Annotated in this window: 8 protein-coding genes and 1 riboswitch; of the genes, 3 read left to right on the plus strand and 5 right to left on the minus strand. The window is 64.0% G+C overall.

Annotated elements, in window-relative coordinates; translation table 11 throughout:
- From nuoE to EOA28_RS19915, 5 genes are all read right to left on the minus strand, one after another.
- A partial coding sequence (gene nuoE, locus EOA28_RS19895) for an NADH-quinone oxidoreductase subunit NuoE (RefSeq protein WP_128315195.1) occupies positions 1-972 on the minus strand: 972 nt, incomplete at its 3' end.
- A 1-nt stretch (position 973) separates the two neighbouring features.
- Complete coding sequence (locus EOA28_RS19900) at positions 974-2164, minus strand: NADH-quinone oxidoreductase subunit D (protein WP_126060207.1); 1191 nt, start codon at positions 2162-2164, stop codon at positions 974-976.
- A gap of 9 nt (positions 2165-2173) precedes the next feature.
- Positions 2174-2779, minus strand: coding sequence for an NADH-quinone oxidoreductase subunit C (locus EOA28_RS19905; protein WP_127253206.1), 606 nt, complete (start codon positions 2777-2779; stop codon positions 2174-2176).
- Positions 2780-2783: 4 nt separating this feature from the next.
- Complete coding sequence (locus EOA28_RS19910; protein WP_015317338.1) at positions 2784-3365, minus strand: NADH-quinone oxidoreductase subunit B; 582 nt, start codon at positions 3363-3365, stop codon at positions 2784-2786.
- Positions 3356-3721: an NADH-quinone oxidoreductase subunit A gene (locus EOA28_RS19915; RefSeq protein WP_042643187.1), complete on the minus strand. Its 366-nt coding sequence runs from the start codon at positions 3719-3721 to the stop codon at positions 3356-3358. Before EOA28_RS19915 ends, EOA28_RS19910 begins: the two co-directional genes overlap by 10 nt.
- 334 nt (positions 3722-4055) lie before the next feature.
- Here EOA28_RS19915 and EOA28_RS19920 point away from each other — a divergent pair, with 334 nt between their 5' ends.
- The 3 genes from EOA28_RS19920 to cobW form a co-directional block, all read left to right on the plus strand.
- Entirely contained in the window at positions 4056-5255 is a 1200-nt protein-coding gene (locus EOA28_RS19920; protein ID WP_127253208.1) for a winged helix-turn-helix domain-containing protein, read from the plus strand.
- Positions 5256-5285: 30 nt separating this feature from the next.
- A riboswitch (cobalamin riboswitch) is annotated at positions 5286-5490 on the plus strand.
- Positions 5491-5529: 39 nt separating this feature from the next.
- Complete coding sequence (locus EOA28_RS19925) at positions 5530-5955, plus strand: DUF1636 family protein (RefSeq protein ID WP_127386313.1); 426 nt, start codon at positions 5530-5532, stop codon at positions 5953-5955.
- A 2-nt stretch (positions 5956-5957) separates the two neighbouring features.
- On the plus strand, positions 5958-6684 hold a 727-nt coding region (gene cobW / locus EOA28_RS19930; RefSeq protein ID WP_128315196.1), incomplete at its 3' end, for a cobalamin biosynthesis protein CobW.

The raw sequence follows: 6684 nt of genomic DNA on the forward strand, positions 1-6684 counted from the left end.
GTTCTTGGGCCCGCTGCGCGGTTTGGAAACGGCCTCGACTTCCGGAGAAGCCTGATTGGCATTGGCGGCCGAATGGCGCGGCGCCCTGACACTGGCCGCCTTCTCGGTGGCCGGAGCAACCTTGACCGGCGACGGCGTCGCTAAGGCCGGGCTGGTCTCGGGCGCATCGGTCTTCGGCTTGCCGGATTTGGACGGCGCAACCGGGCCCGAGGCTGCCGGAGCAGCAGGTGCCGGGGCTGCGGCAGGCACCGCTTGCGAGACGACGGCGGCAGGGGCAGCAGCCGGCGCCGCGGCGGCGGCGTCCTTGGCAGCCTTCGCGGCCGCCTTGGCTTCCTTGTCACGCGTCGACTTCAGGATCGCCTTTTCGCTGGTAAGCGTCTTCAAACCATCGGCCGGCTCGGAGCCATGGCGGCCGTTCTGCGGCCCCGGCTTGACCTCGGCGCCCTTGCCCGCGTCGTAAAGATCGATGATCTCGGCCAGCCGCTCAGGCGTCAGGTCCTCGAAAGTGTCCTTGAAGATCATGACCATCGGCGCGTTGACGCAGGCGCCGAGGCATTCGACCTCCTCCCACGACAGCGTGCCCTTGTCGTTGGTGTGGAACTGGTCGTGATGGATCTTCGAGCGGCACACATCCATCAGCGCTTCCGAGCCGCGCAGCATGCAGGGCGTGGTGCCGCAGACCTGGATATGCGCGCGCGTGCCGACCGGATTGAGCTGGTACTGCGTGTAGAAGGTCGCGACCTCGAGACCACGGATGCGCGGCATGCCGAGCATGTCCGAAATCGTCTCGATCGCCGCCTTGGTGACCCAGCCTTCCTGCTCCTGCGCGATCATCAGCAGCGGGATAATGGCCGACTGTTCGCGCCCCTTCGGGTATTTGGCGATCCACTGCTGCGCTGCCGCCGCATTCGCCTCGTTGAAGGCGAAGGTGGCTGGCTGGACGCTGGCATCTGCGAGACGACGAACTGACATTTTAGCGATCGACCTCACCAAACACGATGTCGAGGGAGCCAAGCACGGCGGTGACGTCGGCCAGCATGTGGCCGCGGCACAGGAAATCCATGGCTTGCAGATGGGCGAAACCGGGCGCGCGCAGCTTGCAGCGATAGGGCTTGTTGGTGCCGTCGGAGACCAGATAGACACCGAATTCGCCCTTGGGCGCCTCGACGGCCGCATAGACCTCGCCGGCCGGCACGCGATAGCCCTCGGTATAGAGCTTGAAGTGGTGGATCAGCGCTTCCATCGAGCGCTTCATTGCGGCGCGCTTCGGCGGCACGACCTTGCCGTCGAGGTTCGACACCGGGCCTGCGCTTTCCTTGCCGAGCAGCAGATCGACGCACTGGCGCATGATCTTGGCCGACTGGCGCATCTCTTCCATGCGCACGAGATAACGGTCGTAGCAGTCGCCGTTCTTGCCGACCGGGATGTCGAAATCCATCTCGGAATAGCATTCATAAGGCTGCGATTTGCGCAGGTCCCAGGCGGCGCCCGAGCCGCGCACCATCACGCCCGAAAAGCCCCAGGCCCACGCGTCGGCCAGCGACACCGTGCCGATATCGACATTGCGCTGCTTGAAGATACGGTTGCCGGTCAAAAGCGCATCGAGGTCGTCGATCGACTTCAGGAAGGGGTCGATCCACTTGCCGATGTCCTCGACCAGCTTCTGCGGCAGGTCCTGATGCACGCCGCCCGGCCGGAAATAGGCTGCATGCATTCGCGAACCCGAGGCGCGCTCGTAGAACACCATCAGCTTTTCGCGCTCGACGAAGCCCCACAGCGGCGGCGTCAGCGCGCCGACATCCATCGCCTGCGTCGTCACATTGAGGATGTGCGACATGATTCGGCCCATCTCGGAATAGAGCACGCGGATCAGCTGACCGCGCTTCGGCACCTCGATGCCGAGCAGGCGCTCGGCCGCTAGCGCGAAGGCATGCTCCTGGTTCATCGGCGCGCAATAATCGAGCCGGTCGAGATAGGGCACGGCCTGGAGATAGGTCTTGGCCTCGATCAGCTTCTCGGTGCCGCGGTGCAGCAGGCCGATATGCGGATCGACGCGGTCAACCACCTCGCCGTCGAGCTCCAGCACCAAGCGCAAAACGCCATGCGCCGCAGGATGCTGCGGACCGAAATTGATGTTGAAGTTGCGGACGGAGGTTTCAGCCATTGTGGCGCCTCAATTTGCCTTCGCCTTCTCATCCCCGGGCAGGACGTAATCCGTCCCTTCCCACGGGCTCAAGAAGTCGAAGTTCCTGAATTCCTGCTTCAATTCCACCGGCTCGTAGATGACCCGCTTGGCCTCGTCGTCGTAGCGAACCTCGACGAAGCCGGTCAGCGGGAAATCCTTGCGCAGCGGATGCCCCTCGAAGCCGTAGTCGGTGAGGATGCGGCGCAGATCCGGATGGCCGCTGAACAGCACGCCGTACAGATCGTAAGTCTCGCGCTCGTACCAATCGGCGCCGGGATAGACAGCGGTCAGCGACGGCACCAGCGTTTCCTCGTCGGCCTGGACCTTAAGGCGGATGCGCACATTCTGCTTCGGCGACAAAAGGTGATAGACGACATCGAAACGCTTGGCGCGCGACGGATAGTCGGCGCCGCAAATGTCGATGATCGAGATGAACTGGCAGCGCACATCGTCGCGCAGGAAGGTCGCGACCTCGATCAGATTGCCCGGCTCGACCGAAATGGTCAGCTCGCCATAGGCAAGCACGGCTTCGCCGATGCGGCCGGAGAGCTTCTCGCCGAGATAGGTGGAGAGTTCGTTCAACGCCAGGGTCATCGGCTCACCGTTCGATCGTGCCGGTGCGGCGGATCTTCTTCTGCAGAAGGAGAATGCCGTAGAGCAGCGCTTCCGCGCTCGGCGGGCAGCCGGGCACATAGATGTCGACCGGCACGACGCGGTCGCAGCCGCGCACCACCGAATAGGAATAGTGGTAGTAGCCGCCGCCATTGGCGCAGGAGCCCATCGAGATGACGTAGCGCGGCTCCGGCATCTGGTCGTAGACCTTGCGCAGTGCCGGCGCCATCTTGTTGGTCAGCGTGCCGGCGACGATCATGATGTCGGACTGGCGGGGAGACGCGCGCGGCGCGACGCCGAAACGCTCCGAGTCATAGCGCGGCATCGAGGTGTGGATCATCTCGACCGCGCAGCAGGCGAGGCCGAAGGTCATGAACATCAGCGAGCCGCTGCGCGCCCAGGTGATCAGCGCTTCGGTCGAGGTGACAAGGAAGCCCTTGTCGGCCAGCTCATTGTTGATTTCGAGGAAGAAGGGATCGTCCTCCCCCACCGGCCTGCCGGTGTTGGGGTCGATGATGCCCTTGGGCTTCGGCGCGACGAGGGTGCCTGAACTGTCGTTCAATCCCATTCCAGCGCTCCTTTTTTCCATTCATAGGCAAAGCCGATGGTCAGCACCGCCAGAAACACCATCATCGACCAGAAGCCGAGCATGCCGAGCTTCGAGAAGGACACCGCCCATGGGAACAGGAAGGCGACCTCGAGATCGAAGATGATGAACAGGATCGACACCAGGTAGAAGCGGATGTCGAACTTCATGCGGGCGTCGTCGAACGAGTTGAACCCGCATTCATAGGCGGAAAGCTTTTCCGGATCGGGATTGCGATAGGCCACCAGGAAGGGGGCAATGATGAGCGCCAGACCCACGATCATCGCCACGGCGATGAACAGCACGATAGGCAGATATGAACTCAGGAGTGCGCTCATGCGGCGGCTTTCCTTCGGCGGGGTAGTTCACTTTGATTACAGCAACGAACTCTAATGCGGAAGCGTGACAGTTTAACCGCTGAACCGTTTTAAGGGAGCCCATGCTGCAACGCGGCGAGGGTTAGCGCAGCGGTTTCGGTGACGCAAGTCAAACCTTGTTCAAATCGCGGCCCTGGACGCCATATCGGAAGAAACTGGTCCGATCCGCTCCTGTTTGATTTCCTTCGCTTTTTACTCCACTTTTCTCTCCTGACATATCTCCCGCCATTTGCCTGCTAGCATGGCCGGAATCACCGGCTAAAAACCAACGGACGATCGGGGCAAGGACAGCTTGATGAAGGAGAAGATCTCGCTCGCCATGGCCAGGCGCATTGCGCTTGGATCACAGGGGTTCAACGACCCTCGTCCCGCAGGGGTTCCGGATCGCCGGCACCTTGCGCGCGTGCTTTCGCGAACCGGCCTGTTGCAGATCGATTCCGTCAGCGCCGTGGTGCGCGCTCATTATATGCCGCTCTATTCCCGCCTCGGCCCCTACCCGCTTGCGCTGCTCGACAACGCCGCGGTCACCCGCAAGCGCGCGGTCTTTGAATATTGGGCGCATGAGGCGTCGTTCCTGCCTGTCGAGACCTACCCCTTGCTGCGCTGGCGCATGCAGCGCGCCGAGCAGGGCGAGGAGATGTATCTCGGCCTGGCCAAATGGGGCCGTGAGCGCAAGGAAATGATCGACGAGATCTATAGAGAGGTCGCCGATCGCGGGCCGATCGCCGCCTCCGACATCGAGGGCCACAAGGGCAATGGCGGCTGGTGGGGCTGGAGCGAGGCCAAGCACGCCTTCGAATGGCTGTTCTGGGCCGGGCGCATCACCACCGCCTACCGGCGCGGTTTCGAGCGCTATTACGACCTGCCCGAGCGCGTTTTGCCGCAGGCCGTGCTCGACCTGCCGGTGCCCTCGGTCGAGGACGCGCATCGCGAATTGCTGCGTATCTCGGCCCGCGCCCACGGCATCGCCAGCTATGGCGACCTGCGCGACTATTTTCGCCTGGCCCCCGGGGATACGAAGGACCGCATCGAGGAACTGGTCGAAGCCGGTGAATTGCTGCCGGTGAAGGTCGAGGGCTGGGATAAGCCCGCCTATCTTCACCCCGACGCCCGAATCCCGCGCAGGATCGAGGCGCGCGCCCTGCTCGCCCCCTTCGATCCCGTGGTTTTCGAACGCACGCGCACCGAAAAGCTCTTCAATTTCCGCTACCGCATCGAGATCTACACGCCGGCCGAAAAGCGCCAATACGGCTACTACGTGCTGCCCTTCCTGCTCGGCGACCGCATCGTCGCCCGCGTCGACCTGAGGGCCGACCGGCCTGCGAGCATCTTGCGCGTCCACGCCGCCTATGCCGAGGCCGGCGCGCCACCCGAGACGGCAGCCCAACTCTTCGAGGAGCTGAAGCAGATGCAGGGCTGGCTCGGCCTTGAGGCGATCGAAGTGACGCCGGCCGGCGACCTCGGACCGGCGCTGGCCGACATCGCAGTGTCGTAGCCGCGCGTTGACAGGCGCCTAGCCGTAAGCCTAAATCCTGACCCAGACGGTCTTCTCCCGGCAAAGGGAGGAGCCAAGAGGGAATGCGGTGCGGGCCAAAAGCCCAAATCCGCGGCTGTCCCCGCAACTGTGAGCGACGAGCCCCGGCCGAAAACCACTGGGATGTTCCCGGGAAGGCGGCATCTGAGGCGACGACCCGCGAGCCAGGAGACCTGCCGTCTGAGACTTTAAGTATCCGAATGCCCGGCGGGTTTTCCGGGCAAGGAGCCTGGTTTTGGATCGCAACGGCAGTTTCCCGGCAAACATCGCGGACATTTCGTCCGAGCCCGACGCGTCAGACGGCGTGACCGTCATCGTCTGCTCATCCTGCCGCGACGAGACCGGCTCGGACGCGCATCCGCGCGCCGGCGCGCTGCTGGCCGAAGACACGCGCCGCGCCGTATCGGGCGAGAACATCCGCATCCGCACCGTCGAATGCCTTGGCAACTGCAAGCGTCGGCTGAGCGCCGCGCTGTTGCGCGACGGCTGCTGGAGCTACGTCTTCGGCGATCTGGAAACGACCAGCGGCGCCGACCTCGTCGCCGGCGCAAAGCTCTTCGCCACTTCGACCGACGGCCTGATCCCCTGGCGCGGCCGGCCTGATTCCCTCAAACGCGGCCTGGTTGCCCGCATCCCTCCCCTCGACATGCTGAAGGACTGACCATGAACGCTTCCGTTTTCCGCGTGCCCTGCACCGTCGTCACCGGCTTGCTCGGCGCCGGCAAGACGACGCTGATCCGCAACCTGCTCGAGAACGCCAAGGGCAAGCGGCTGGCAATCATCGTCAACGAGTTCGGCGATGTCGGCATCGACGGCGAGATCCTGAAGGGCTGCGGCGTCGACACCTGCCCGGAGGAAAACATCGTCGAGCTCGCCAATGGCTGCATCTGCTGCACCGTCGCCGACGACTTCGTGCCGGCGCTCGACCAGATCCTGTCTCGCACGCCGAAGGTCGACCACATCCTGATCGAGACCTCCGGCCTCGCTCTGCCGAAGCCGCTTGTGCAGGCTTTTCAGTGGCCGACGGTGAAGAGCCGCGTGACGGTTGACGGCGTCGTTGCCGTGGTCGACGGCCCGGCGCTGGCCGACGGCCGAGTTGCCTCCGACATGGATGCGCTGCAGGCGCAGCGCGCCGCCGACGACTCGCTCGACCATGACGACCCGGTCGAGGAGGTGTTCGAGGACCAGATTGCCTGCGCCGACCTGATCATCCTGTCGAAGAGCGACCTGATGGATGCGGCGGGCTCTGAGCGCGCCAACGCCGTCATCGGCGAGCATGTGGCGCGCGCCGTGAAAATCGTGCCGACCGCGCAGGGCAAGGTCGATCCTTCGGTACTGCTCGGCCTCGGCCTCGCCGTCGAGGACGACATTGAGAACCGCAAGACCCATC

The sequence above is a fragment of the Mesorhizobium sp. M2A.F.Ca.ET.067.02.1.1 genome, from assembly GCF_004023285.1.
GTDB lineage: Bacteria > Pseudomonadota > Alphaproteobacteria > Rhizobiales > Rhizobiaceae > Mesorhizobium.

What these genes read in the sequence shown, in the direction of transcription:
- EOA28_RS19905 (WP_127253206.1), bottom strand. Translation starts at nt 2,779, where the DNA reads ATGACCCTGGCGTTGAACGAACTCTCCACCTATCTCGGCGAGAAGCTC.
- EOA28_RS19900 (WP_126060207.1), bottom strand. Translation starts at nt 2,164, where the DNA reads ATGGCTGAAACCTCCGTCCGCAACTTCAACATCAATTTCGGTCCGCAG.
- EOA28_RS19915 (WP_042643187.1), bottom strand. Translation starts at nt 3,721, where the DNA reads ATGAGCGCACTCCTGAGTTCATATCTGCCTATCGTGCTGTTCATCGCC.
- EOA28_RS19920 (WP_127253208.1), top strand. Translation starts at nt 4,056, where the DNA reads ATGAAGGAGAAGATCTCGCTCGCCATGGCCAGGCGCATTGCGCTTGGA.
- EOA28_RS19910 (WP_015317338.1), bottom strand. Translation starts at nt 3,365, where the DNA reads ATGGGATTGAACGACAGTTCAGGCACCCTCGTCGCGCCGAAGCCCAAG.